Source organism: Jeotgalibaca dankookensis (genome assembly GCF_002005405.1).
Classification (GTDB): Bacteria; Bacillota; Bacilli; order Lactobacillales; family Aerococcaceae; genus Jeotgalibaca; species Jeotgalibaca dankookensis.
Genome location: NZ_CP019728.1, coordinates 1658563 through 1683238 on the forward strand (window position 1 = coordinate 1658563; position 24676 = coordinate 1683238).

Below are 24676 nucleotides of genomic sequence, written 5' to 3' on the forward strand. Positions count from 1 at the left end.
TTTATTTTTCTACACGAACATCGAAATAGTCCATAACTAATTCACAAAACATCATATTTGCCCAAGAAAACCATTCGCGTGTATAGTTGTTGGGATTATCCACATCAAAACCTTCATGCATCAAGTGTGTTCCCGCATCATTTTCAACTAGCAAGTTAAGAATGCGCTCTTTTTCAGATTTTTTATCCGTTGTCATTCCTTCCATTGCAAGTGCAATAGGCCACACATAATTCTCTGGTGTATGTGAAGAACCAATTCCTTTAGCGTATTTGCCTTCGTAATAGTAAGGATTTTCTTTGCTTAATAAGGTGTTTCTAGTTCTTAAATAGCGTTCATCATGAATGGTTCCATAACCTAAATACGGCGCAGAAATTAAATTAGGAACATTGCTGTCATCCATTAAAGAAGCATTACCTCTTCCATCTACTTCATAAGCATAAACATCTTCGCCAGCTTCGTTTGTCGTACGTCCATATTTTTCAATTCCCGCTTCGATCTCATTTTTTAGTTTTCTGGCATCTGCTACAATTATTTGCTCATCAAACACCTTACTAAAAATTTCTTCTATATAACCAAGTATAACTACTGCAAACATATTAGATGGAACAAGGTAGCCATACTTACAGGCATCATCGCTGGGACGAAAACCTGACCAAGTCATACCAGTAGGAACTACTTCTGCTCCTCTTCCTTCATTAATCAATGTATCTTCAGGTCGATTAGTATCTCTCATAAAGGTATAAGGCGATTGGTTATGATCTTGTTCAACTTGGAATACGTCCAGTATTTTTTTTACGCCCGCGATAAAATCTTGGTTGAAGTGATCACGCCGTCCCGTATTCTTGTATAAGAGGTAAGCGAGTTGGACAGGGTAGCATAAGGAGTCAATTTCATATTTACGTTCCCAAATCCAATCATTCATTTTTGTATCATCAGTTTGGTGGCCTGCTCCATTCGGCGTTTCGTTAAAAGCGTTGGCATACGGATCAATATTGATATAAAAGAACTGTTTCTTTACCAGTCCCGCAATCATATCTGCTAAATCTTCGTCTTCTTTCGCAATAACTAAGTAAGGCCGCACTTGCGCAGTGGAATCTCGTAACCACATAGCTGGGATATCTCCTGTCAACATAAATGTTGTCCCATCTTCTCGCCGTTTGACAGTCGTTAAAAGTGTATTCGCAAAAGCGGCATTAAAATTCTCTGCCCATCCTTTATGCGTTTCGCCACATTTTTGCGTTATTTTTTCCATAAACTTGCTTACTGAATTTGGTATGTTTTTATAAGCCATTTCGGTCACCTCATAATATTTAATATATCCTATGGGTTATTATAGCGATTATGAGTCTGTTTGTCCACGCTTACATTTATAAAAAAGATATTTATTTTAAGGTAATTATGGTAAAATGGCTCTAATGATATACCAACAAGGAGGTGTTAAAATGACTCTACCACTTTATCGTAAAATTTATCAAGATCTAGAGCGCGCTATTCAATCGGGTTCCTTTTCTTCCGGCAGCCAACTCCCCACAGAAAAGGAATTAGCCGATACTTATCAAGTCAGTCGTATTACATCAAAACGAGCTTTAAATGAACTGGAAACTTCTGGTTATATTTATCGTGTTCGCGGAAAAGGAAGTTTTGTGAAAGATGATTTACCAAGTCCAATGCATCAAACAAATCGTATCTTATTCCTGCTGCCATTTATGAAGGACTTATCCCTGGGTAATTTTACGGAAGGGTTGTCCCCTATCATGCAAGCGAATAACTTAGACGTCTTAATGACTACAATGGCATACTTAAACCATAAAAATGCCGAAGAAATTATTCAAGAATTTGACGGGCTTATTTATTACGTTCAATATCCCGAAAGTCATTTGGATCTTTTCGCAGCGTTAGCTTTTAAAAAATTTCCCGTTATTTTATTAGATAAAAAAATTTATGATCTACCCTTCCCGACTATTATGTCTGAAAACACGGGTGGCGGTTTTTCAGCTACCAACTATCTAATCCAAGACGGTCATCATCGTATTGCTTATTTGTTTGGACAGGAATCACTTCCACAATCCGTAAGGCAACGTTACCTAGGCTACATTCAAGCGATTAAAGAGGCGGGGCTGGATTTTCTGACAACTATTGAGGATAAAAAAAATATCCAAACGCACCTGATTGATTATGTAAAGGAAAATAGTATTACGGCACTTGTTTGTGAAAATGATTTAACAGCAATTCATGCCATGAAACTCTTAAAAGAAGCGGGCTTTCTCATTCCAGAAGATATTTCAATTGTTGGTTTTGATAACATTCAAGCTGCTAGTCTTGTTGAACCACCTTTAACAACAGTGGCACAAAACTTTAAACGTTTAGGTCAAATAGCTGGTCAGTATTTGGTTGACTCGATGAGGGATAACCAACTGTTAGACGATAAAAAAATTCCAGTAGCACTTATTAAGCGACAATCAACGAAGGAGTTAAAGTAATGGAAATTCAAGAAATAGATACTAGGCATGCAACGGCTAACCAATATAGTTTTTCAAATGGAAATTGTCTCCCTTATACAGGTGTCCCTTTTGGGATGAATTACTTTGCCGTGCAAACGACTAATCAAAAAGGAAATTGGTGGTTCCACCCTGAAGATCATACTTTTCAGGGATACCGACTCACCCATCAACCAAGTCCCTGGATGGGTGATTTTAGCCATTTGCTCCTAACACCGGTCAGCGGCGACCTAGAGAATCTGAGCCTTTTCCATATTCAGAGTTTTTATCAACCGGAAGCAAGTATATTTTCACCTATTCGAATGAAAATTGAACAATTACGCTATCAAATCGTTTCCACACTTATTCCTAGTATGTATGGGGGCATTTTAACGATTAACTATCAACAAGAAAAAAATGGATTCGTTCTAACGTTACCGGGTTCTTATTCAATTAAACAAATCGACCGTCATTCACTCGCTTGCCAAGTCGTTAACTTCTCAGGGTGCGAAGACGATAATTTTACTTTTTATTTTGTTATGCACTTTGAAGAAGAAATGTTATCCACTATTGAACCCCATAGTGGTAGAGATGGTACCTTGTTTTTATCTTTTGGCAAAATAAAAAAACAAACCATTCGCTTTGGAACTTCTTTTATTAGCGAAGAACAAGCCTTTTTAAATTTAAATCGCGAAATAGAATTGAGTGCTCATATGTATTTAGAAAAAAGTAGACAAGAATGGCAGGAATACTTTGACCTTATACAAGTCACACACTCTGATTTCAAGCATACGCAAACCTTTTATCACAATTTGTACCGGCTCTTCCTTTTTCCACAAACTTTTTATGAAATAAATAGAGAAGGTCAAAAAATTCATTACGATACTTCCAGTAAAAAAGTTAAATTGGGCAGTCTTTATACAAACAATGGCTTTTGGGATACTTACAAGACCGTTTACCCCCTCTTTTCATTGATTGCGCAGGAAAAATATGTTGACATGCTCGAAGGCTTTTTGAATAGTTATGAAAATTCAGGTTTTTTACCGAAATGGCTATCACCTGATGAACGCGGGTTAATGCCAGGCACACTGATTGATGCAGTGATTGCTGATGCAGCAGTAAAAGGAATTGGCAGTGACTTGATGGAACGTTTCCTCATAGCAATGAAAAAAGCCGCTACTGTTCAGAGCGACAAATCTCACTATGGCCGACAAGGAACCCTCGATTACTTAGAGCATGGCTATGTGCCTTCCGAGCGCCATGAATCGGTTAATCATACTCTAGACTATGCTTACAGTGATTTTTGTATTAGTCGCGTTGCAGAAACACTAAATAAAGAAGCGGATAAGCTTTTTTACCAAAAGCAAGCACTCAATTATAAAAATATTTTTGATTCGGAAACTGGTTTTATGCGGGCTAAAGATAAAGATGGCAACTTTCGCGGTAACTTCTTAAATACCCGCTGGGGGCAGGACTATGCAGAAGGCAGCTCTTGGCAAAGTAGCTTTGCTGTTTACCAAGATTTTGCTGGTCTCATTAACGAATATGATTCTCAAGATTGCTTTCAAGAGAAGCTGATTGAATTATGTAACCAAAAACCTGCCTTTAATGTAGATGGTTATGGATTTGAGATACATGAAATGAGCGAAATGGCCGCCATTGAGTTTGGTCAGCTCGCTATATCGAATCAACCAAGTTTTCACTACCCATTCTTATTTAGCTATATCGGAAAGCCTGAAATGGGGCAGCCTCTATTAAAACAGCTAATGACTCAAACCTTTGATGCTTCTTCAAAAGGTTATCCTGGTGACGAGGATAACGGTAGTATGGCTGGCTGGTATATTTTTAATAGTTTAGGCTTTTATCCGGTTACACCAGGCTCAGGAGAATATGTCATTGGTATGCCTTTAGTTAGAAGTGCAGTACTCAAGTTATCTAGCAGGAAAGAATTACGGATATCCACAACTCCTAATCTTCCTCAGCAACAATTTATTCACCACATACAATATAATGCAAAGCCGCATGAAGCACTTTATTTTAAACACGAGGATTTAATGCAAGGTGGTGAAATTTTTTATCATTTAGGAGTTGTCTCTAACCCCAAAAAAATAAAGCCAGAACATCTTCCTTTTTCTTTATCAAACAGCTTTAACGCTTCTTAAGACTATCAAATAAAAGCTATCCTGATTAAAATAATCAGGATAGCTTTTTATTTTGCGAATATTGATAAGCCCAGGAAACAAAAAAACCACATGAAAGACCTAATAAGATCCCCCCCAAAATATCTGTTGGATAGTGCATAAATAAATAAAGTCGTGAAAAGGTTACTAAGATAGCTAACGGCCATATAAAGACTCGTAGTCGTGGTAAAAAACGGGAAACAACATAGGCAACGGCAAAAGAGCTACTCGTATGCCCCGATGGAAAGGAATAAGGCGTTGACTGATCGACTAATAGATGGATTGAAGGGAAATGAGCATAAGGTCTAGGTCGTTGAAAAATGTTTTTTAAAATAACTTCTCCTAGTATAGCGGTCAAAATCATCGCTCCAAAAATTAAAAAGCCAACTTTTCGTGTTTGTGGTCTAATTAAAAAGAGTAAACCGATTATAATCCATATAAAGCCGGCATCTCCTAATTTAGTAAATAAAATCATCAAATCAGAAAGCCAACGACTCATCCCATGTTCTTGAATAAAAAATAAAACATTTTGATCAAATTGTAAAATTGCCTCAAGCATAGCCTCATCCTTTTTTATTATAATTTACTTATAATCTCTGGCATATCCCAGGGCGTAATAATGCCGATAATATCTGCCTTTTTTGATATATTCCCCGCTGGTGTTATTAATACCACTACTTTTGAGTTACCCGTCCGATTAATTTTTGCCATCATTTGCTGTTCTACTTCGTAAAGAGGCATGTTACTTGAAACGATTATATAAGACGCCAACTCTTCATCTTTTTGAATAATATCTTTCACTCTTACATCTGTCAACTGAATGACTTTATCGCCTAGAACGCGAGCTAACCAGTGAGTGATTCCATTATCTGATAGCATCCCTTCAAAATGTTTATTATTAAAAACTGGAAACTGGGTGATATTATGTTTTTCCACTAAATCTAATACCTTTGTTAGCGAGTCGGTCACATCTAAGGTAATAACTTCTTTTTTGAACATACTCACTTTTTCAGGGTTTTCGAGCTTCATTCGGACTAATTTAAGCTCTTGAATTAGTTCGGGAGAAGGTTGCGCAATTGCGTATGAATCTGCTTTACTTTCATGGACCAAAAGATTTCGCAATCGCCTTGCTAAATCAATGTGACTTTCATATTTTTTAACAACTGGATGCGTATTTTTTAGTTCATGCAAAAGAGAGTAGAACTCTCTACCTTTACCGGCCGCTTCTTGCATGGCATCGTGTAAGGAATTGAACTCTTTAATAAACAAATCAGAATTATTCATATCTCCACTCCCTTCATTACTTATCTCTTAGAATTCTTTTCCTAGCTCTTTCTAATTGGTTTTTTAACTCCATGATAAGAACATCTTGACTTGGATCGTTTTCCTTTGTTAGCATTTCAATTCCTTTTTTTAAGGTAGCGACTTCACTGAGTGTATCTTTTCGCTTCCGATAAATTATTGCTAAACATTCGATTCCTTCATATGTATAATAATAGTTTTGCATGGCTCTTAGTAAGTTGACTTCAGCTTCTTCAAAGTCACCTTGTTTGTACTGTAAGATTCCTTCGACTTCATATAAGTAGCCCAGACGTTGTTACAAAGTCTCATTGGGTTTTATTCGCAATGCTGTATCCTTTTTTTCTTTTGCAAGTGTAGCCGCTTGGTTAGACCCCTTTTTGTTTATGAGTCTTTTAAAAAAATTTAGTTTTCTCATAAAAAGAGCCTCCTCTAACTATTTTCTTATATCTATTCTAACCCAATATTGACCATAAACGAAATAATAACCTATTTCTTTTATAATACAAAAAACATAGCAAAAGGCTTCCCTTTCGCTATGTTAAAAACCCGTAATTTTTAAAATTTTAGGGCTGATATATTCAATGTGTCCACATACTAAACATGAAAGAATGATAACTGGCGCGACTTTTTGATCTTCAGATATATTTTCTCCTTGGTACTCCCTAATTTCACTTAGAAAATCATCCACATGAACCCATGCTTTTCCGCACTTTGGGCAGTTGGTGCTGGACCAGGTAGCGTTTAGTTTTTTGTGAATTTCTTGCTTTTGCTCGCTTGTTAACTCCATGACAGCACTTCCTTCACTCTATTTTTATCATAATATTGTTCATTACATTGGTTACTTTTTGTAATTAACCAATATTATACTCAAAACATCAAGGAAAAGATAGTTAGAAATTTCACAGAAAGAAGGCTGGATTATGAAGTCATCCTCAATAGGAATCCTATAGGTACAAAAAAGCCCAGAAATAAATTTTATTCTGGGCTTGACTGTTATTTTTTAAAATAGCATTTTATCGCTACCGTAAGGGTTGTCCAATGCATCTAGTGCAAGAACATTTAGGTAGTTCCAAGGACGGTTATATTCAGGTTGGAAGAAGAAGTCTGCACGAGACAGTTTTTCCAGCGTCCATCCTGCTTCTATCACAACGGCCAACGTATTGATGGAAGCTACGATGTTTTGTTTAGACATCAGTTGTGCACCTTTAATAATATGAGAATCTTTTCCATAGTAAACTTTCATCATGATGGTATTTTCTTGATCATGCATAAAGTCTGGACGGATTTTTTCTTCTACATAGTGGCTAAGCAGTTCTTCTTCACATTGGTCCGCATCAATCGCTTTGACGCCCGTTCCGGCAAAGTAATAATCAAAAAGTGCTAATCCAGATGTTCCTTGAACGCTATTCATTTTCATGCTTGGTTTTTCAGAGGCGATATTCTTCGCTGCCACAATCCCTTGGCGACGAGCATTGGTAGCTAAAGCAATATGTGCTTTTGCTTGAGTTGGTGTGTATGGAATCTTTGTTGCATCGCCCGCTGCGTAAATATCAGCTTGCGAGGTTTGCATGTACTCATCAACTTCAATCATCCCTTTTTCGTCTAGGTTAACAATACCTTTTAGCCATTCAGTAGCTGGACGAATACCCGCTGCAACGACAACTGTATCTGCTTCATATTCACCTTTATCAGTGATAACTTTGGTTACAGCACCATCTTTACCAACAATCTCTTTAACCATCTCACCGGTACGAACGCCTACTCCACGTTTCTCAAGGTCTTCTTTTAAAACGTTGGTGAATTCTTCGTCTAAGTAAGTTGGTAAAATACGATCTAACGTATCCACAACCGTTGTTTCAATACCTGCTTTTACAAAAGCTTCCATTACTTCAATACCAATATAACCTGCACCAACGACAACTGCTTTTTTAGCAGAAGCCATGCGTGTTTTCGCTTGATCCGCCCATTCGCGACCTCTTAAATAGTACACATGTTCCAAGTCAGTTCCGTCTACCGGTAAGGCGAAGGGTTTAGCACCTGGTGTTAGAACTAAACGGTCATAGCTGGTTTCTGTTTCTCCATCAGCTGTCTTTACTGTAATTGTTTTTGCTTCTGGATCCACGCTTGTTACTTCACTATTTGTATGAACCTTTACACCTTGCTCTTCATAAGAAGATTCAGTAGCATAATGTAGTTCGTCTAAACTATTTGAGATATCCTTTAGGTAGGATTGAATTCCGCAAGATAAGAACGAAACAGTGGGACCTTTTTCGTATAAATGAATCTCAGCCTCCGGTAAATCCTTCAATAAAGTTTGAACGGCCTCATAGCCGGCATGAGATGAACCCACAACAATGACTTTCATTAAAACATTCCTCCATCAGATCAATTTTTATAATAAGGCAAAACTAGTTTGTAATAAATATAAACTAGCAAGCATACTACTAGTATAGGGATAATCGGTTTGTTTCACAATAGATATGGTCAATTTCTTCAAAAAAAAGGCACAGCCTTGTAGTTAAGCAATTCTTAACCTACACAGCCGTCCTTTTTAATTGTTAATTATTGTAATACGTCTCCAGTCAACGCATCCACTTTTTGGTCACTGCCATCTTCAATGTCGATGTCATAAATTGTTTGATCATTTTCAACTTCTAATTCCCACTCTTTAACGTAACCTTCACCACTTGCTGTAAGGGCTGCATCCATAGCTTCTTTTGGACTAACAATACCTTCTACAGTCAACATGTCATCCGCATCAATATCTTCTTCTTGTTCTTGAGCAAGAATATCACCTGTTTCGGCATCAATGTCTAATTCATAATCATTGGCATCGTCCCAACCATCAATGGAGTAGACGTAACGATTATCATCCATCTCAAACTGAATGGAATCAATATTGATATTATCACCTGTAAAAGTATCTCTAAAGGTCGTAATTGCATCGTCTAGTGATACCATAAATTCCATGTTTTCAATACCTTTACCTGTTGTCATTGAGTCTGATGTCATATCTGGCGTATCGGATGAAATTTCTGTTCCCATGCTTTCGCTAGATTCTAAGATTTCTTCAGCAGTATCTGCTATTGTATCATCATCTGTTGTCGTGTTGTCGTTCGTACATGCTGCAAGTACAAAAAATGATGACAGTGATAGAATACCTAGTTTCATACCTTTTACTTTACTCATTTCATGTCCTCCTGTATAAACTATATTTGGTTATCACTAACCTACTATAATGGTAACAGCAATGAGAATAAAAATCATGTCATACGGTTCCTTACGGCTCGTATACCAATCTGATAAACAGCTATACCACCTAAAACTGACAAATAAACAGTTAAGTTATTCCAGGTCATTTCACCAAATAGCAACAGCAAGAGAACCGCTAGACTATACATAGTTTGACAGGTTAAAATTCTAGCGGGAGCAACAACGTTTCCTTTGTCATCTGTAACGCGAACTTTGGCTAGAAGCCAATATAATAAAAAAGAAAAGATAAGCGCTAACACTATTAATACGTAAATCCAGTTTAATTGATTTGGTAAATGACCAAACAAATACCCCAAGAAGAAACTCTCAACGAGAAAGAAACCCAAACTAATGATACCTGCTAATATGAGATCGGCCTTTTTTTTTCGATTTTTACGGTTAGCAACCAACGCTAAGAAGTATATAATGAAATAGCTACTATTTTGCATACTAATAGAGAGATAAATCGTGAGAGCTAGTAGTCCTAAAATGTCAAAGGTCGTTGGTATTTCTCCTGATAGTCGGTTTACCAGGCGCATAAAGAGGAGAATCCATGCAATATCCAACAATTGGAAGGATTCGTACTGAAATACATTAGAAAGAGAAAAAACAGCCGCTATCAGAGCAGAATAGTCATGTTTAGGATCAACTTCCCGTGTTAGAGCCCAAGTAAGGAAAACACTTACGCCTATATAAGCACCCGATAAAAGACTTCCCGTTACGCCCCAACCAAGCAAAACCGTTAAAGAAGAGAATAGGATAATCAGTTTGTTTGGTTTATAATTAAAATCAATCATTCTTCCTAAGGTAAACATAGACACACATCCTTTTTCCAAAATAGTTACGTTTATGGTAACATTCTTTTCACATAAAGGAGAATTATAAATGACACAAACAGCAAAATTAAAAGGACTATCTGGTAGTAGTTTAAAGTGGCTAGCGATTGGAACCATGTTAATCGATCATATCGGTGCCTTTATCTTAGAACCATTAATAGGGGCTGATGCTGATACAGCCTTAATTACCTTGGCACTTATAACCAGACTAATTGGTAGAATTGCCTTTCCCATTTTTACTTTTTTACTTGTGGAAGGATTTATACATACTACCCATTTAAAAAGATATATCTTACAACTGGGACTTTTTGCAATCCTATCTGAAATCCCTTTTGACCTCGCTCATTCTGGCGTCATGTTCGATTTCAGTTATCAAAACGTCTTCTTCACGCTCTTGATAGGTTTAGTGGTTATAACTGCATTTGATCATTTTAAAAATCATGTCTATATAAGGTGGCTAGCCCCTATATTCGGAATGATGCTTGCAACCTTCCTTCGAACTGACTATGCTGCCATAGGTATCTTGATTATTTTTGTCTTTTACTATTACCGTGATCAAACATTAGAAAGAAACATTCTCAATGGAATTCTTTTTCTCCTACAAGCCACTGCCGTTCTCGCCTTAATTCCTATTCAACTTTACAACGGTCAAAGAGGTAAACAAAATAAGTACTTTTTCTACTTTTTTTATCCCGTCCATCTTTTATTACTCTCCTTTATTCGTTGGTTTTTCTTTCAATAAAAAGGGGCTGGGAAAAAACTGAGTCTCTGAATAAAGAAAATTCCCCACTCTTTCATTTTGAAAGAGTGGGGAATTTTTATCGTTTTAAAAGACACAGTGAGTCGAATACCTTATAATTTAAGTACGACCAAAAACCAAAGGAGTGACTCACCGTGTATCAAAATTATAACACAATGGAAACAGCCTTCACACTACAATTGGATTTTACAATCCCGAATGATCATGAAGCCCGCCTCATTAGCCGTTTTGTCGATTCGATTCCTTCGGAATTTCTTCTGGAAGAAACGTCTCATACAGGTCGTCCTGCTTTTCATCCCGCCATGCTTTTAAAAATGTGTTTGTTTGCCTATAGTCGCACAACCTTTTCTGGACGCAAAATAGAACGGATGAATGAAGAATCCATTCCTATGAAGTGGTTAACGGGCGATACTCCTATTAGCTACAAGACTATCAATAATTTCCGGTCAAGTGAGCACGCATCAAAACTCATCAAGTATGCCTTTATTCTTTTCACAACACTCTTGAGTGACAACGGCTTGATTCATGAAGATGCGCTCTATATCGATGGTACAAAGATACAAGCCGATGCCAATATTTATAGTTTCACTTGGAAGAAAGCAATTGCACACTATGAAGCGAAACTCAATGACAACGTTTCACAATTGTATGAGGAGCTCATCCAAGCAAAAGTAAACCTCGCTCTATCGGAAGAGACCTTACAAACATCCGAAGGCATTGAAGAAATAATCGGTTCCCTAGACAAAGAACTTGTGGCCGTTGAAGCGGCGATTACAGAAGAAAAAGTGATTCCCAAAGGGGGTTCAAAACTGAAGCGACGTCGTCGCATCCTCAAGAAACATCGGAATAAATGTAAAAAAGATTTCTTGCCGCGTAAGCAACGCTATAAAGAAGCAAACGCCATATTTGATGGCCGCAACAGTTTCTCAAAAACAGATACAGACGCAACGTTCATGTGCATGAAAGAAGACCCGATGAAGAACCGTGAGTTAAAACCAGGTTATAATCTTCAAGTCGCATCGAGCAATCAGTTTGTCATTGCGTATGATATTTTTTCAAATCCGACGGATACACGCACGTTTATCCCTTTTTTAGAATCTATTCAAACGTTAGATTTATTTAAATATATCGCCGCAGACGCTGGCTATGGCAGTGAAGAAAATTACGAGGCGGTTCTGGATACCTTTCAGAAAGTACCGCTCATTCCATACGGCATGTATCATAAAGAGAACAGTAAAACCTATCGTTCTAATCCTAAACACCGCGCTAACTGGGACTATGATGAGATTAAAGATGCTTATACAGATTTAGACGGCGTCCATTTTAGTTTCTCACATTACAGTACGCGAAATGATAAGAACGGTTACCAAAGACAATTTAAAGTATACAAGGCTGATGAGGAACAACCGGACGAAACACGCAAGCAATTAGCCAAGACACCGAAAGGTGCCCAGCGCCAGACAGCGGTCAACTATAACTGGGAATACTTTAAGCAGCATGCAAAAGAAAATCTTGAAAGCGATCGTGGCAAAGAAATCTACGCACAACGAAAAATTGACGTAGAAACTGTTTTTGGTCGTTTGAAAGGTGTATTTGGCATGCGCAGAACCCATGTCAGAGGTAAGCAAGCCGTTCATAATGACATCGGCATCATGCTTATGAGCATGAATCTTACAAAACTAGCCCTTGAGGCTAGAAGGAAAGTGGGTTCTTTTTACAAAAAAGCAGTAAAAAATAAAAATCGTAATGAAACAATCAGAATTTTGATTCTTTCATTACGATTTTTTTATTGGAGGCTAGTTTTTTCCCAGCCCCTTTTTATTGATTTTTTTTATACTGCTGTTTTTTGTTTATCTCGGATAGCTGAGAACATAAACAAGAGTGTTCCACTCACCAAGAGGATAACGGCAATGTAGAATCCAAGTACTTTAGAACCGGTTGCATCTGAAATTCTACCAGTTAGAGCCGGTGCAATAATTGATGACATTATACCGAAGAAGTTGAACACGCCTAGTGTTGTACCAATACCAACCTTAGGAGCGTTTTCTCCAAGCCAAGCAATCATAATTGGTTCTACTGCTAGTTTACCTAAGAATCCATAAAGAATTAAGGCTACTAACAACCAGCCAGAAGTTGTCGCTCTTACAGTAAGTAAAAGCATACCTGCAGCTAATATGTTTAAAACAACGATAAATTTAACTTTTTGGTTAAGGTATTTATCAGCTAACTTACTGAAAAATAGTGCCCCTGGAATTGATGCAAATGATACTAAAGAAGAAGATAGTCCAATTGCTGCTCCTTGGAAACCACGTTCTGTTCCTAAAAAGTTTGGTAACCAAGTAACGGTCATATAGTATGCATAACAAACTGCGAAATAGAGAATATAAGCAAATAGCATTTTAGGTAAAAACAATGTTTTTGCAGAAACTTTAACTTTTGGTGTTGTATCTGTTTTTGCGTCTGATACTGCTTTAGCATTAAAGAACGCTTTGTCTTCTTTCGAACCTTTAATAACAACCGCAAATGCAATCGTCACGATAACAATCAAAACAATTGAGATATACATCATAATTTGCCATGGCAAACCTTTTTGTGCAACTAAGTAACTTGATAAAATAAGACCAAAACCAGCTCCGACTGCGGAACCACTGTTAACGATTGCTGTAGAGAAACTTCTTTTTTCTAATGGAATGTTTTGAGAAGTCAAAGAGTATGCAGAACCATAATAAGATCCACAACCAAGATCTGCTAAAACACTACCAAAATAAATCATGTTGATACTTGATGCTTACGATATAATAAGAGCCGCAAGAGCAAACAAAATAAATCCGGGAATTAAGACTTTCTTTTTCCCAATTTTATCAACTAAATATCCTGCCGGAATTTGCATGGATACATAACCTAAGAAATAAAAACTTGATATAGAACCAAGAGCTGTGTCTGTAACACCGCCCCTAATGATTCTCTAATTTGCGGGTATACAGGTGACAAAGCAGCACGATAAATTCAAATGGCGATCCAACCTGAACTCAATAGAATAACTATTTTTTTCCAATATTCCATTGATTGCTTTTGTGGTACATTGCTTTCCATATTTTTCATCCTCCATCTTTTTTTATATAAAATTATAATAATTGCTTCTTAGACTTAGTAATAGGCATCTAGTAATCTATTATGGTGGTTATTTAAATAAGATGCAAGCGTTCTTTCATTTTCATACAAAGTGTCCTATCATCAACCACCTCTTTAGTTAATATAGCTATTTCCTTATAGACGGACAATATGTTAATGATTTTTATTTACGATAATGAATTTCTTTCTATTCGATGAACCACGTACGTCACAATAATTTTAAGGCATAGGTAAAAAGGTGTAGCAATTTAAACCCCAATTACGCCAAACAAGTTAATCGACACCAAAACAACGACGATAACGGTAAAAGGATGAATGGGTAATTTGGACCCCATCACGTAAGGTGTTACAAAGTTTGACTCTATCTGTTGAATCACAATCGCAATGACTAGTGTTTTTAAAACCATAGGGAAGCTAATTGTTAAAGCTACAATAACCGCAGGAACGGTCCCGATGATTGGTCCAACGAAAGGGGTTAAGTTGGTAACCAGCGCAATGATTGTCAGTAAAAAAGCATAAGGAATGCCAATGACTAGATAACCAATAAACATCAGCATACCTAAAATAAGTGCAATGGTAATTTGACCGTTAATATATGTCGCTAACGTATCATCAATTTGCCTAGCTACCTCTTTTTGTTCAAGTCGTTCTTTTTTATCTTCCTTATCTAAAAAACCATTCAATCCTTTTTTTATTAAGGCATCGTCTTTCATCAGATAAGCAAAAGAAAGGAAAATTAATAGAATTTGTGAACCGATACTCCCCACGCTGGAAAATAAATCCGGCAGTCTTCTTGAAAAATTGATTGCTTTTTCTTGAACCCAAGCCACGGCATTATCAAAGATATTTTCCGTTGGTAAATAGCGATCAATTAATTCATAAAGAGCAAAATCTGATTCCGAAATAGCTGAAAAATCTAAGTTTATCGCAAGTTGGAGTGCTTGTTCATAAACAATTTTTACTACAAAGAAAAGTAAAAAGCCAAAAATGATAAAGAACAAGGTAACTGCTAAAAGGGCTGCTAACCCTTCTTTTCCTGTCTTACTAAAAATCCACAGTTTAATGGGACGAAAGGCATAATACAGATAGATCCCAAAAATAATTGGCACTAAGAGATAAAAAAAGACACTAGCAATGGGATAAAAAGTGTCGTATAAAAACGTTAATAAAATAAAAGCAAGTAAGACCAGTACAATATTCACGAGATACCGTGTGATTCGCGATTGGTTCATAATGGCGCTCCTTTTAAAATTTTGATAAGATAGACCAAAGCTTAGACAGTCATCCTGATATTCTTTTACTTTAACAGTTTTTTTATTCTTACCACTAAAACAACCTTTTTCTGGTATTATATTCTTATTAAGATTTAATGGGGGAAAATTAATCATGTTAAAATTCGAACAGAAATTACGAGGCAATGTCGCTTTAGGTGTTAATCCATTAGGATGTAAACAAGATGTTTTAAATCAAATCAATTATGTGAAAAATAATGGTACTTACGAAGGCCCTAAAAAGGTTCTTATTATTGGTGCTTCTTCTAGTTATGGTTTAGCAACACGCATTAGTCTGGCTTTCGGAGCAGGGGCAGACACTATCGGGGTTTCCTTTGAAAAAGGTCCAAAAAATGAAAGAAATTTAGGCACTGCTGGTTGGTATAATAACATTGCTTTCCGTCAAGCCGCTGAAAAGGAAGGTCTCATCGCTAAAAACTTTGTCGCAGATGCTTTTAGCCATGAAACTAAACAAGAAGTTATTGATTACATCAAGCAAGAGTTCGGTGGAAAAGTAGATCTTGTCGTTTACAGCCTCGCAAGTGGCGTTCGTAAAGATCCTGACACGGGTGAGACGTACCATTCTGCTATTAAAGCGATTGGTGAACCGGTAATTGGCCCGCATATCAATATGCAAACAGAATCTTTTTATACAGAAAAATTAGAAGCTGCCAGTGACGAAGAGATTGCTAACACAGTTAAAGTAATGGGGGGAGAAGATTGGCAGTTATGGATGGAAGCTTTAAAAGAAGCAGACGTTCTCGCTGATGGTGTTCTAACGACTAATTACTCTTATCTAGGAACCGAACTGAATCATGTTTATTATGGTGGAGGAACACTGGGACGTGCCAAGGCGGACTGTGATGAAAAGGCAGCAAATATTGATGCGTTGCTTGCGGATATTAATGGAAAAGCTCAAATGATTGTGGCGACGGCAGTTACTACCAAGGCGAGTTCTGTTATTCCCTTTTTCCCAGTTTACTGTATTGCTCTTTACAAGGTGATGAGTGAACAAGGCACCCACGAAACCCCAATTATGCATCAAGAACGTATTTATCGTGAAATGGTTTACGGTGATAAACCTGAATTCGATAAAGAAGGCCGCCTCAGGCCAGATAATTGGGAAATCGATGCTGATACACAAGCTAAAACTAAGGAACTTGTCTTACAGTTAAACGAGACAAACTTCAATTCGGATTTAACCGCGTATGACCTTTTTTACAAAGAATTTTCAAATCTAAGTGGCTTCCTAGTTGATAATTACGTTGAAGAAGCGATAACTCTAGATGAGTTAAAAGCATTAGAATATTAATACAGTTCATTTACCAAAATGATGAATAAAACAGCCTCTTCCTGTAATTAGTCTAGGAAGAGACTGTTTTATTGTGTTTATTTACTTCCATATTTGTAGCCTTTATATAGAGCTGAAATAGCTCCCAAAATAGTTGTGATAACAATAACTCCTACTATTAACGTAATGAGGCGATCAAAAGAGAGAATAGCATAGGATTCAAATTGACGAATAAATCCATTATCCCAGATGTTGGCGCTACTAATAGCAGAAATCAAAAACAGCGAAGAGAGAACATCCAAGACGGTTATGGTAATTGCTAATCTTAATGTCCATCTTCCTTTAACTAATTTAAGGAGTTCAACTATTATTGTTAAAATAAAAATAATTACAATAACGATTCGAAATAAAGGGATAGTTTCTAGATTAAAAAGTGGAAAAAATTGTGTCTGATTTTCAATTTTGAAATAAAAACCGATACGGTCAGATGATAAGAAAAAAATAGGTAGAATGATGGTAGTAAAGACAATCGTAAATATTGATTCTCCACGGGAAATCCGTGCTTTTTTTTCTGGTAATTCAGCTAGCTGAGAAGGGTCCCATTTTTGATTCTGGTTAGGTTTTTCAAGCGAAACGCCGCTATACTCGATAAAAGCAAAGATACCTGTTACCCACATTACCCCTTGAGCAAGGGATGTGATAAGGGTTCCGACATAGCTACTTGTAAATTTTACTAAACTGCCAACGGAAAAAACCACTGCAATACCAGAGGCAATTGATATTCCAATAAATATAGACAGGGCAACAATTTTCAATACAGATATATAAGCATCAAAATACATAGGACCAATTAAATAGCGTTCTTTTCCGCGATATTTATTGGCTAAGCGCTTTGGATCTCCCAATTCTTTTAGCACCAAATCAATTTTTTCCTCTTGGTTTATTTCACTGTCTAGCACACTTATCTTTTCAAGAATAAGTTCTCGTAACTTCTCGGCGGTTTCTACTTTGGCATTTTTAGGCAACTCTCTCGTGACCGCATAGATGTATTTTTCAATCATGGTTTACCCTCCTCTACTTCTTGCTCGTTACTAACAAGTGACCAAGTTTTACGGAGTTTTTTTCTGTTCTCATCTTTACGTTTATAGTAATTCATCACGTTGCAATCTGCAATTATGAGTGCCGTTAAAATGCTTCTTCTAATAGATTTCTTTGCGAAGAACCGGAATTATAAAGATTGTTACTTGTGCTATAAGAGTCGCAAGTAAATCATCTCTATCAACTGCAATTTCTTGGAAAACAGAAAAGATAACTTCATTCATAACTGCTCCTATGACCACTAATAGACAAATATAAAAATATTTCTTTATCGTCAAAGGAGTCGTAATAAGTGGGGTTTTGCTGAATGCTGGTTGATAGAGTTGTTTCAACATAGCCGTTAAAACCCAAGCAAAGGCGAGATTAGGAACATTCCAAAAGAGACTTAAAAAAGAATAAGTGGTTATCCATCCTGTTTTCCTTACTAAGTAGGTGAGATACCACAGAATAATCCCTACCAGACCAAAATAGTCAATACTGTTGCGGTTTTGGTTGCCTTCTTTATTCAAAAAAACCTTCCCCTTTAGTTTTTTAATTACTGTGTCGCTTTCTTTAACCATTTAGCAGTTAGGGTGTTTGCCTCTAACAAGTCAGTTGGCCGACCTTTGAAAATCACATGTCCGCCTCTTTTTCCACCTTCTGGACCCAATTCAATAATCCAATCACTTGCTGCAATAAAATCTAGGTTATGTTCAATGACAATAACCGAATTTCCTTTATCAACCAAGTCTTGGAATACTCGTAGCAACTTATCGTTATCTTTCATATGCAAACCCAGGGATGGTTCGTCTAATAGGTAGATTTGACCTTCTTTTTTTAAATGACTGGCTAACTTCAAACGTTGGATCTCTCCACCACTCAATGAACTTGTTGTTTGTCCTAAGGTTAAATAACCCAGTCCCACTTCTTTAAGGGTACCAACTTTTGTAAGAATTTTTGACCTCTCGAAATAATCCACGGCTTCATCAATCGTGAGTTGTAGAATTTCGACTATATTTTTACCGCGATAACGAAAAGACCGCGCTTCATCCGAGTAACGGGTCCCTTCACAAGCCTCACAGCGAATGGTCACCGGATCGGCAAAGGCAACATCTGGTTTCACTTCACCTTTCCCCTTACAAACAGGACAGGCTCCGAGCGAATTAAAGCTAAATAGACCTGGCGGTTGCCCCGTTTCTCTTGCAAAGACAGCCCGAATATCATCCATAATCCCCATATAAGTCGCAAGCGTTGACCGGCTGGAAATTCCTATACGGTCTTGGCTAACGGTTATAGTTTCAGGATACCGCTCAGGGAAAGCTTCTAGCATGAGGGAACTCTTACCTGAACCCGAAACCCCTACAATAGAAACCAAAACATTCTTAGGAATCCCAATACTGATATCTTTCAAGTTATTATTCGTAGCGTTTTTTATTTCAAAAAACTGATTCGTTTTGCGCGGATGCTTGTTGATGGATAGGTGGCGTTCCAACTTGGTTGCTGCACCGGGAGCATTCTTTAGCCCTGTTGGTTTTCCTTGATAAACAACTTCCCCGCCGCCAACACCTGCTCCAGGCCCCATTTCAATAATTTGATCAGCTGCCTTTATTACGGATAAATCATGTTCAATGACGATGACCGTATTATAATGATTTTTTATATTTTTTAACATGGTAATCAGTTGATTAACTTCTTCTGGATGCAACCCAGCGCTAGGCTCATCAAAAATATAGGTCATATTATTCAAACTACTCGCTAAATGACGAGCGATTTTAACACGCTGTGCTTCCCCACCGGACAAGGTTCCCATTTTTCGAGATAAACTCAAATAACCCAAACCCATTTCAATGAGCTGATTGATTAAAGGAATGGCTTGTTGCGCAATTGATTGACCCAGCGAATCGGTTACTTTTTTTAATTCCTCTACCAACTCTGTTATTTCCATCTCTCTATATTCTAAAATATTAAAACCATGTATTTTACTAGTTAAAACTTCTGGATTCAAGCCCGAGCCATGACAAAGTGGGCACACTTTATTCGATGAAACGGCTAAGACATCGTCTTGTGAAACTTGTTTGAGTTTGGTTACATCCCGGTTAATATAGAGTCTGACAAAGCGTGGCAACAGTCCATCCCATTGCGCGTTTTGGGGACCATCTTTAGTATGGAAAGGTGCATAGACCGTCCCGCCACCAGAGGGCCCATAGAGGAATAATTCACGCGTTTCTTCCGGATAGTCTTTGATTGGTAAATCTGGATCAAACAATCCACAGGTTATCATCCATTGGCCTTGCCAACCCGAAGGAGATAAAGGCTTAAATTGAACCGCATAATCACGTAAGGATTTATTAAAGTCAACGAGTTTATTAATATCTGGTGTAACGACTTGACCAAACCCATCACATTTCGGACACCTACCAAAAGAACTTTGTGTCGTGTACTCCGTTGCCGAACCGATTGAAGGATCACCAATTCTCGAAAATAGCAGTCTAATTAATGGATCGATATCCATATAGGTCCCCACCGTCGAACGCGAATTCCCACCAACCGTTCGCTGTTCAACGACTACAACGGGGCTTAAGTTCTGCATCAAATCAACATGGGGGCGTTCATAGCGTGGCATTTGGTTTCTAACATAGAGCGGATAGTTTAAGGTCATCTGCCTTCTACTTTCGGTAGCTAAGGTATCAAAAGCAACCGAACTTTTTCCAGAACCAGATAGACCGGTAAATACAGTTATCTTTCCCTTTAAAAGATTTAAGTCAATATTTTTAAGGTTATTTTCTTTGAGACCTCTTAAAATAATTTCATCTTTAAATTCTGTCATATCGCTTACCCTTTCTAGTCACTTTTTTATTTCTCTCTCCTCATTTTTATCATATCGATGGTATAAAAGCACACGAAAGCGATTTAAATGAAACGTTTCATTTAAATAAGGACGCTCTATTGCGTAGAGCGTCCTTATTTAGAAATTATTTTTCTATCGGTTGATATTCTGCTTTTAATCCTCTTTGAACAGCTGGTCGTTCGACGATACGATTTGCCCATTCTAAAAGATGAGTATATTCGTCCATATTTAAAAACTCATAGGACCCTTCATATAACGTTCCTAACGCTAATTGGCCATACCAAGACCAGATAGCGATGTCTGCGATTGTATAGGTTTCACCCGCTATGTAAGGTCGCTCTGCTAGCGTTTGATCTAGTAAATCTAATTGTCGTTTTGTCTCCATCGTAAAACGATCAATGGGATATTTCATCGGTTCTGGTGCATAGGCGAAAAAGTGACCAAATCCGCCTCCCACATAAGGTCCTGCTCCCATTTGCCAGAATAACCAATTCAACGTTTCAGTTCGACCATGAATATCGGTTGGAATGAGTTGGTTAAATTTATCAGCTAAGTAAAGCAAGATCGATCCCGATTCAAAAATTTCTAAACGCGGACTTTGACTTTGATCTACAAGTGCTGGAATTTTAGAATTAGGATTAATCTTAACAAAATCTGACCCAAACTGATCCCCTTCACCAATATTAATCAAATATAAGTCATAATCGGCTCCTGTTACCTTTAACTCCTTTAACTCTTCAAACATGATTGCTATTTTAACCCCATTCGGCGTTCCTAATGAATAGAGTTGAAACGGCGCTTCACCAACTGGCAACTTCTGTTCAAATCGGCTCCCCGCAGTCGGATTATTACCTGTTTTATTGGAATTTTCTTCTTCCCACTTCCATACTTTTGGCAATTCATATGTTCCCATATGACCCCTCCTCATTCTTATTATCGTACCTTTATCATACACTTCTGAGCTAGTAGACCCAAATGATAAACGTCCTCATCTAATTAGTTTGTTAGTACTCATCCTTGATTTAATAAGAATAGCTTTATTTAATTTATTAAAAATTAACAATATCATTGCATTGTTTTCAATCATAGATATAATATATCTATGGATATAACTTGTCTACGATAGGAGGCGAAATAAATGAAAATGAAAAACAGTGTGGAACAAGCCATTTGTATATTAATTATGCTAGCTACTCAATCTAATCAACTCCCTTTAAAAAGCACCATTATCAGTCGACGACTATCTGTTTCTGATTCTTACTTGAAAAAAGTTATGCGTGAACTTGTCGTTTCTGGTTTAGTTTTATCTGAATCCGGCAGAGAGGGAGGTTTTCGCCTGTTAAAAGCACCTAAAGAGATTACGATGCTTCATATTTACGAAGCAATTGAAGGTGAAAAGAGTTTCGTTAGATCTTCTAACTTGGCAGAAAAGGTTTTTATAAACACGGATAAAATAAAAAGTAAAAAGCGTGAAGTATTGGACGTCTTTTTTGATGCAGAAAAACAATTCAAGCAACGGTTACAACAATATAATTTGGAATCGCTTCTGACAGAAGAAAATCATGAAGTTGATTCTATCAATTGGAAAAAATTAGTTTCAAATGAAAATAGTTAGAGAAAGAAGACGTGTACAATGTTTAAAAGAGAATGGAAATCAATCTTTAAAAATAAAAAAATGCTCGCTATCCTTCTAGGAATTAGTTTAATTCCTTCTTTATATACGGTTATCTTTTTAAGTTCTATGTGGAATCCTTACGGGAAATTAGCAGATTTGCCTGTTGCAATCGTCAATTTAGATAAACCCATTCAGTTTAATGATGAAGAGTTAGCCATTGGAGATTCTTTAATAAATGGATTAAAGGAATCTGATGCTTTGGACTTTCATTTTGTATCACAAACAGAAGCAAATTCTGGATTAGAAAAAGGGGACTATTACATGACCTTGACGATCCCAGAAAATTTTTCTGAGAATGCAACAACTATTATGGATGAAAAACCTAAGCAGATGGTCTTAGATTATGAAACAAGTACTGGACGTAGCTACATCGCTTCCAAGCTCACTTCATCGGCCGCTAATGAAATTAAAGAAACGATTTCTAACGAAGTAACAGCTATTTATGCCGAGTCTATATTTAATCAACTTGAAACGGTAGCAGATGGTATGGGGAAAGCCGCAGATGGTTCTAAACAATTAACGGATGGCGCCGTCGAAATTAAAGATGGTAATCAAACGGTTACAAGCAATTTGAATACTTTAGCCGCTAGTACGTTAATATTTAAAGATGGTACTGAAACCTTAAACGTTGGCTTACAAACCTATTTAGATGGAGTAACGCAAGTAGATAATGGTGCGGTTGCACTGAATGAAGGTGTAGAAACCTTAACAGGGAAAGTCCCTCTTTTAGAATCGGCTGTCCAACAATTAGCTCAAGGTTCAGCAAGCTTAAATGATGGGAGTGACGCCTTACAAACAGGTCTTACTTCTCTCGTTGACAATACTGCTACTCTTTCAGGTGGGATGGGTACTCTCAATGAAAGTATGGCGCAATTAACGCAAGGTAGCCAGCTTTTAGTAGATGGTTTAGAGCGTCTAAATACCACTATGACAAGCCAAGAACAAGAAGAAAAATTAAACCAGTTAAAAGTTGGATTAGATCAAATGGATGCTGGGTTAGGAACGTTAAACGATCAATTACAAAATTCTTCTATATCTTCAGAGTTAGAAGGTGTAATGGGTCAACTAAGCAATCTCACTGGCTTAGTATCTGCCACGCAAATAGAACTAGAAAATATTCTAGTTGCGAGCGAACCGACTTCAAATACCAGCGCTATTATGACGGCTATCCAAGAGAGCAATGCTAATTTGAGTCCTGAACAAGCAGCTGCCGTTGAACAAATTGTTTCTTCTCAGTTGCAAACGATTGGCGCTCAACAATACGCCTCTATCCAAACCATTGGAGCTGGCTTATCAAGTCTCTCTTCCTTAAACGACATTGATGCCTCCGCAATTTCCAATCAAATTTTGGCCTTACAAGTGGGTGTCAGTGAATTAGCAGCCGGTTATGACCGTATTTACGGTGGCACCTACGCATTGATGGATGGCTTTAATGAGATTGGTACTAACAGCCAAGCCTTGTTATCAGGTGCTGAATCTCTACAAAATGGTTTAAGAAAAGCTCAAACTGGGACACAAACCCTGTCTGATGGGCTCACACAGCTTTTAGGTGGGTCACAACAATTAGCAGACGGTAGCAGTGAATTGCTTGATGGCAGTTCGCGTCTCAATTCTGGCTTACAAACGTTGAATAACCAAACAGGCGTACTTGCAGCAGGTGCAAATGATTTACAAAACGGAACACGAGCACTTGTTACAGGAACCAATCTGTTAGTTGAAAAAGCTCCCGAATTAACGGATGGGGCCAATAAACTAACCGATGGGGCTGAAAAAATTAATGAGGGATCAAGTCAATTGGCTGATGGGTCTACTAAACTTGGCGATGGTCTCTTCTCACTAGTAGATGGCACTGCTGAATTAAACAAAAAACTGGCTAATGGTAGCAAGGCCTTAAATGAAGTCAATCCATCAGACGATACCTACGAGGTTATGGCTCAACCCGTTATTTCTCGTCAAAGCGAGCGTGCACCCATTGCTAATAACGGGACCGGAATGGCACCTTATATGATGTCTGTAGCCTTATTTGTTGGGGCGATTAGTTTGAACTTGATGTATGACGTCTTTACCCCAAATAAATATCCAAAAAGTAGTCTCAGCTGGTGGGCAAGTAAACTATCTGTTGTTGGAGCAGTAGGAATTTTACAATCCTTAATCATGGTGACACTTTTAGTTAATGTAAATGGTCTAGAAACACTGTCGCTTGGAAAAACGCTATTTGTAACTATCGTAACGGCACTGACTTCTATTTCCATTGTTATGTTGTTTAATCTTTTATTTGATAAAGTAGGATCGTTCTTAATGTTAATCTTCCTAGTTCTTCAATTATCAGGTTCAGGTGGTACATACCCGATTCAATTATCAAATAATTTCTTTAAAGCGATTCACCCCTTCCTACCCATCACCTATTCGATTGATGCTTATCGAAACGTTTTTGGAATTGGCGGCAGCGTCCAATCAGATATGTTCGTTCTAATAGGGATTTTTGTAGTCGTGAATCTGTTCATTATCTTATTCTATACAGTGAAACGTCAAAAGATGGATCAAGAAAATTTTGAAAGCTTTTCATTATTTTAAA

The 24676-nt window shown here is 37.4% G+C and carries 20 protein-coding genes and 1 pseudogene; 7 read left to right on the plus strand and 14 right to left on the minus strand.

Annotated features, from left to right (window positions below):
- Window position 1: 1 nt before the first annotated feature.
- Window positions 2–1291: a glycoside hydrolase family 125 protein gene (locus BW727_RS08135; protein WP_062469495.1), complete on the minus strand. Its 1290-nt coding sequence runs from the start codon at window positions 1289–1291 to the stop codon at window positions 2–4.
- 151 nt (window positions 1292–1442) lie between these two features.
- On the opposite strand from BW727_RS08135, the gene BW727_RS08140 reads away from it, so the two are divergent.
- On the plus strand, window positions 1443–2480 hold the full coding sequence (locus tag BW727_RS08140) for a substrate-binding domain-containing protein (protein WP_062469491.1): 1038 nt from the start codon (window positions 1443–1445) through the stop codon (window positions 2478–2480).
- Complete coding sequence (locus tag BW727_RS08145) at window positions 2480–4639, plus strand: GH92 family glycosyl hydrolase (RefSeq protein ID WP_062469488.1); 2160 nt, start codon at window positions 2480–2482, stop codon at window positions 4637–4639. The genes BW727_RS08140 and BW727_RS08145 overlap by 1 nt, the downstream gene beginning before the upstream one ends.
- 34 nt (window positions 4640–4673) lie before the next feature.
- On the opposite strand, the gene BW727_RS08150 is transcribed toward BW727_RS08145, so the two are convergent.
- The 7 genes from BW727_RS08150 to BW727_RS08180 all read right to left on the minus strand — a co-directional run bounded on the left by BW727_RS08150 (window position 4674) and on the right by BW727_RS08180 (window position 10026).
- On the minus strand, window positions 4674–5216 hold the full coding sequence (locus BW727_RS08150) for a phosphatase PAP2 family protein (protein WP_062469484.1): 543 nt from the start codon (window positions 5214–5216) through the stop codon (window positions 4674–4676).
- Between the two features lie 17 nt (window positions 5217–5233).
- A complete protein-coding gene (locus BW727_RS08155; protein ID WP_062469481.1) occupies window positions 5234–5941 on the minus strand; it encodes a CBS domain-containing protein in 708 nt (235 codons plus the stop codon).
- A 16-nt stretch (window positions 5942–5957) separates the two neighbouring features.
- Window positions 5958–6164, minus strand: a complete 207-nt coding sequence (locus BW727_RS08160; protein WP_062469477.1) for a hypothetical protein — start codon at window positions 6162–6164, stop codon at window positions 5958–5960.
- Window positions 6165–6497: 333 nt separating this feature from the next.
- A complete protein-coding gene (locus tag BW727_RS08165; RefSeq protein ID WP_062469474.1) occupies window positions 6498–6746 on the minus strand; it encodes a hypothetical protein in 249 nt (82 codons plus the stop codon).
- Window positions 6747–6959: 213 nt separating this feature from the next.
- Complete coding sequence (locus tag BW727_RS08170) at window positions 6960–8324, minus strand: NAD(P)/FAD-dependent oxidoreductase (RefSeq protein WP_062469471.1); 1365 nt, start codon at window positions 8322–8324, stop codon at window positions 6960–6962.
- A 197-nt stretch (window positions 8325–8521) separates the two neighbouring features.
- A complete protein-coding gene (locus tag BW727_RS08175; RefSeq protein ID WP_062469469.1) occupies window positions 8522–9148 on the minus strand; it encodes a PepSY domain-containing protein in 627 nt (208 codons plus the stop codon).
- Between the two features lie 74 nt (window positions 9149–9222).
- Window positions 9223–10026 carry a hypothetical protein gene (locus BW727_RS08180; RefSeq protein WP_062469464.1) on the minus strand — a complete coding sequence of 268 codons (804 nt, stop codon included), beginning with the start codon at window positions 10024–10026 and terminating at the stop codon, window positions 9223–9225.
- Window positions 10027–10096: 70 nt separating this feature from the next.
- Here BW727_RS08180 and BW727_RS08185 point away from each other — a divergent pair, with 70 nt between their 5' ends.
- Window positions 10097–10789: a TraX family protein gene (locus BW727_RS08185; RefSeq protein WP_062469461.1), complete on the plus strand. Its 693-nt coding sequence runs from the start codon at window positions 10097–10099 to the stop codon at window positions 10787–10789.
- Between the two features lie 152 nt (window positions 10790–10941).
- Window positions 10942–12723 (plus strand): IS1182 family transposase, encoded by a 1782-nt coding sequence (locus tag BW727_RS08190; RefSeq protein WP_472382582.1) that lies wholly within the window; start codon window positions 10942–10944, stop codon window positions 12721–12723.
- On the opposite strand, the pseudogene BW727_RS08195 reads toward BW727_RS08190, so the two are convergent.
- Together BW727_RS08195 and BW727_RS08200 are read right to left on the minus strand one after the other, a co-directional pair.
- Window positions 12639–13813, minus strand: a pseudogene (locus BW727_RS08195) (MFS transporter). The gene BW727_RS08190 and the pseudogene BW727_RS08195 overlap by 85 nt on opposite strands.
- A gap of 374 nt (window positions 13814–14187) precedes the next feature.
- Complete coding sequence (locus BW727_RS08200; RefSeq protein ID WP_062471469.1) at window positions 14188–15171, minus strand: AI-2E family transporter; 984 nt, start codon at window positions 15169–15171, stop codon at window positions 14188–14190.
- Window positions 15172–15325: 154 nt separating this feature from the next.
- Between BW727_RS08200 and fabV the strand changes: the two genes are divergently transcribed.
- Entirely contained in the window at window positions 15326–16522 is a 1197-nt protein-coding gene (fabV, locus tag BW727_RS08205; protein ID WP_062471472.1) for an enoyl-ACP reductase FabV, read from the plus strand.
- 77 nt (window positions 16523–16599) lie between these two features.
- On the opposite strand, the gene BW727_RS08210 is transcribed toward fabV, so the two are convergent.
- The 4 genes from BW727_RS08210 to yghU form a co-directional block, all read right to left on the minus strand.
- Window positions 16600–17562, minus strand: coding sequence for a hypothetical protein (locus BW727_RS08210; protein ID WP_062471475.1), 963 nt, complete (start codon window positions 17560–17562; stop codon window positions 16600–16602).
- 138 nt (window positions 17563–17700) lie between these two features.
- Entirely contained in the window at window positions 17701–18108 is a 408-nt protein-coding gene (locus BW727_RS08215) for a hypothetical protein (RefSeq protein ID WP_149025744.1), read from the minus strand.
- A 26-nt stretch (window positions 18109–18134) separates the two neighbouring features.
- On the minus strand, window positions 18135–20405 hold the full coding sequence (locus BW727_RS08220) for an ATP-binding cassette domain-containing protein (RefSeq protein ID WP_062471481.1): 2271 nt from the start codon (window positions 20403–20405) through the stop codon (window positions 18135–18137).
- 145 nt (window positions 20406–20550) lie between these two features.
- A complete protein-coding gene (gene yghU / locus BW727_RS08225; protein WP_062471485.1) occupies window positions 20551–21339 on the minus strand; it encodes a glutathione-dependent disulfide-bond oxidoreductase in 789 nt (262 codons plus the stop codon).
- A gap of 225 nt (window positions 21340–21564) precedes the next feature.
- On the opposite strand from yghU, the gene BW727_RS08230 reads away from it, so the two are divergent.
- Entirely contained in the window at window positions 21565–22041 is a 477-nt protein-coding gene (locus tag BW727_RS08230) for an RrF2 family transcriptional regulator (RefSeq protein WP_062471487.1), read from the plus strand.
- Window positions 22042–22059: 18 nt separating this feature from the next.
- Window positions 22060–24675, plus strand: coding sequence for a YhgE/Pip domain-containing protein (locus BW727_RS08235; RefSeq protein WP_062471490.1), 2616 nt, complete (start codon window positions 22060–22062; stop codon window positions 24673–24675).
- Window position 24676: the final 1 nt, after the last annotated feature.